This window comes from Acinetobacter sp. UBA6720 (assembly GCF_002454215.1).
In the GTDB taxonomy this organism is placed as follows: domain Bacteria; phylum Pseudomonadota; class Gammaproteobacteria; order Pseudomonadales; family Moraxellaceae; genus Acinetobacter.
Map to the genome: position 1 here is coordinate 1 of NZ_DKIK01000105.1, position 2,603 is coordinate 2,603.

Annotated in this window: 3 protein-coding genes, 1 tRNA gene and 1 other RNA gene; 1 reads left to right on the forward strand and 4 read right to left on the reverse strand. The window is 45.5% G+C overall.

Features of this window, described 5'->3' with window-relative positions; genetic code table 11:
- A partial coding sequence (locus B4F08_RS09375) for an NAD+ synthase (protein ID WP_291374228.1) occupies nucleotides 1-1,174 on the forward strand: 1,174 nt, incomplete at its 5' end.
- Between the two features lie 117 nt (nucleotides 1,175-1,291).
- On the opposite strand, the gene B4F08_RS09380 is transcribed toward B4F08_RS09375, so the two are convergent.
- The 4 genes from B4F08_RS09380 to coaD all read right to left on the reverse strand — a co-directional run bounded on the left by B4F08_RS09380 (nucleotide 1,292) and on the right by coaD (nucleotide 2,602).
- Nucleotides 1,292-1,368: transfer RNA gene (locus tag B4F08_RS09380), tRNA-Met, on the reverse strand.
- A 73-nt stretch (nucleotides 1,369-1,441) separates the two neighbouring features.
- Nucleotides 1,442-1,819, reverse strand: an RNA gene (rnpB, locus tag B4F08_RS09385) — RNase P RNA component class A.
- Between the two features lie 26 nt (nucleotides 1,820-1,845).
- Entirely contained in the window at nucleotides 1,846-2,109 is a 264-nt protein-coding gene (locus B4F08_RS09390; protein ID WP_086208091.1) for a YfhL family 4Fe-4S dicluster ferredoxin, read from the reverse strand.
- 1 nt (nucleotide 2,110) lies between these two features.
- Nucleotides 2,111-2,602: a pantetheine-phosphate adenylyltransferase gene (gene coaD / locus B4F08_RS09395; RefSeq protein WP_058870092.1), complete on the reverse strand. Its 492-nt coding sequence runs from the start codon at nucleotides 2,600-2,602 to the stop codon at nucleotides 2,111-2,113.
- Nucleotide 2,603: the final 1 nt, after the last annotated feature.

A 2,603-nucleotide genomic window follows, 5' to 3' on the forward strand; every position in this document is an offset into this window, starting at 1 on the left:
GTCACTGTCAACAGTACAACAATTAGCACAGCTCAATGTAGAAACGGCTTTGGTCTTAAATGCTTCACCATATGAAGTCGGTAAGCCGCAGCATCGCGTTGAAACCATGTCTGCATTGGCGAAACAAATGAACCTCAACTTGGTTTATGCCAACCAAGTCGGCGGTCAAGACGACCTGATCTTTGATGGTACAAGCTTCGTGATTGCCAAAAATGGTTCAGTTGTACTTCAAGCTGAAAGCTTTAAAGAATCCCTGTATTTCGCTGAATACGAAGCAGAACAACAAGCCTTTAAGGCCAATGCGCTGCCGCCTGCTTTAGACACGATGGCAGAGATTTATCAAAGCTTAGTAATGGCGACCCGTGACTATGTACAGCGCTCAGGTTTCCCAGGGGTGATTTTGGGTTTATCAGGTGGGATCGACTCTGCCCTAACCCTTGCAATTGCAGCAGATGCGATTGGTGCCGACAAGGTACAAGCTGTGATGATGCCGTATACCTACACCTCTCAAATCAGCGTAGAAGATGCAGCAGCTCAAGCCAAGACTATGGGCATTACCTTTGGTATTGCGGAAATCAATCCGATTGTAAACAGCTTCATGCAAACACTGTATCCATTCTTTGGCAATGCCCCTGCGGATGCCACGGAAGAGAACCTACAAGCACGTGCACGTGGTACGTTGTTAATGGGCTTATCCAACAAGTTCGGTAACCTTGTACTGTCTACAGGTAACAAATCTGAACTTTCAGTCGGTTATTGCACCCTTTACGGCGATATGGTCGGTGGCTTTGCTGTACTTAAAGATGTGTACAAAACCATCGTGTTTGAATTGGCAAAATACCGTAACAGTATTTCCGAAATACCTGTGATTCCAGAGCGTGTGATAACTCGCCCACCATCAGCTGAATTACGCCCTGACCAAACGGATCAAGACTCTTTACCACACTATGATGTACTGGATGCAATCCTTTACGCCTATATCGAAGAAGATATGAGCCAAGATGACATTATTGCCAAAGGCTTTGATGCTGAAGTAGTGAAGAAAGTCATTCGTTTGGTGGACTTCAATGAGTATAAGCGCCGCCAAGGTGCAATTGGTCCGCGTATCAGCTCACGTGCATTTAGCCGTGAACGTCGCTACCCAATCATGAATGGCTGGAAAGCTGGCGTATAAGCACTTTCTCCAATAAAAAAGCCCAAACATGTGTTTGGGCTTTTTTATATCGACATATTCAAATCTATTTTTTACGCACAAAAAAAGAGACCAAGCTGAGAGCTTGGTCTTTTAAAATGGTGGCTATGACGAGACTTGAACTTGTGACCCCCGCATTATGAGTGCGGTGCTCTAACCAACTGAGCTACATAGCCGTAAACTGTGCGCGCATTATGTGGTGTTCTCACCAGTACGTCAAGTACCTTGCGCGCTTAATTGATCAAAATTTGTTGAAGTGAGCCGATAAGCCGGGTTCTGTCGAGAACGATCATTCCTCTAGGCGTACAATCACTCATACGCTCAAGCGACCTACCCGGATCCAGCATGGGCCATGCCTAAAGGATCCCTATTTGGTCTTGCTTCCGGTGGGGTTTACCATGCCATGAACTGTTACCAGCCATGCGGTGCGCTCTTACCGCACCCTTTCACCCTTACCTCCGATTTCGATTGCTCGAAACCATAATGAAGGCGGTCTACTCTCTGCTGCACTTTCCGTCGGCTCACGCCGCCCAGGCGTTACCTGGCACCTTGCCCTATGAAGCCCGGACTTTCCTCCCCTGCTTCAATCACGGAGATCTCCACAGCAGCGATCGTCTGGCTCACTTCGAGGCGCATAGTATCAAATCTTAGACTTAATTGCTTGCGCTTTTTTGAGCAATCAGCCTTTTATATTTATCCATGAGCTCATCTTCAGTTTCCGCATGATTAGGATCAAGCGGAATACAATCCACTGGACAGAACAATTGACACTGGGGTTTATCATAGTGTCCGATACACTCTGTACATAAGTCTGGATTGATTTCATAAATCAGCTCCCCCATGAAGATGGCTTCATTGGGGCACACAGGTTCACAAACATCACAATTGATGCATTCATCGGTTATATATAAAGACACTCTACCAACCTTGTTGATGTTTACGCTCAAAAGCTGCAACCACAGCTTGCGGTACAAACTTGGTCACATCACCTTTTAAACGTGCTATTTCACGAATCAACGTCGATGAAATAAATGAATACTGCTCTGACGGCGTTAAAAACACCGCCTCAAAGTGTGAATCAAGTTGACGGTTCATATTAGCTAACTGGAACTCGTATTCAAAGTCAGACACTGCACGCAATCCTCGCAGCACAGCCGTTGCCTTTTGTTCACGGAAGAAATTCACCAACAAACCATCAAAACCTACAAACTCAACATTATCAAGATGGCTTAATGATGCTTTGGCCAAGCTCACACGCTCTTCTAAACTAAAGACAGGATTTTTATGATGACCAATGGCAATGGCTACTACCACTTCATCAAACATACGTGATGCACGTGTGACCAAATCAATATGACCATTGGTAATTGGATCAAAAGTCCCCGGGTAAATGACGCGAGTTTTAGACATC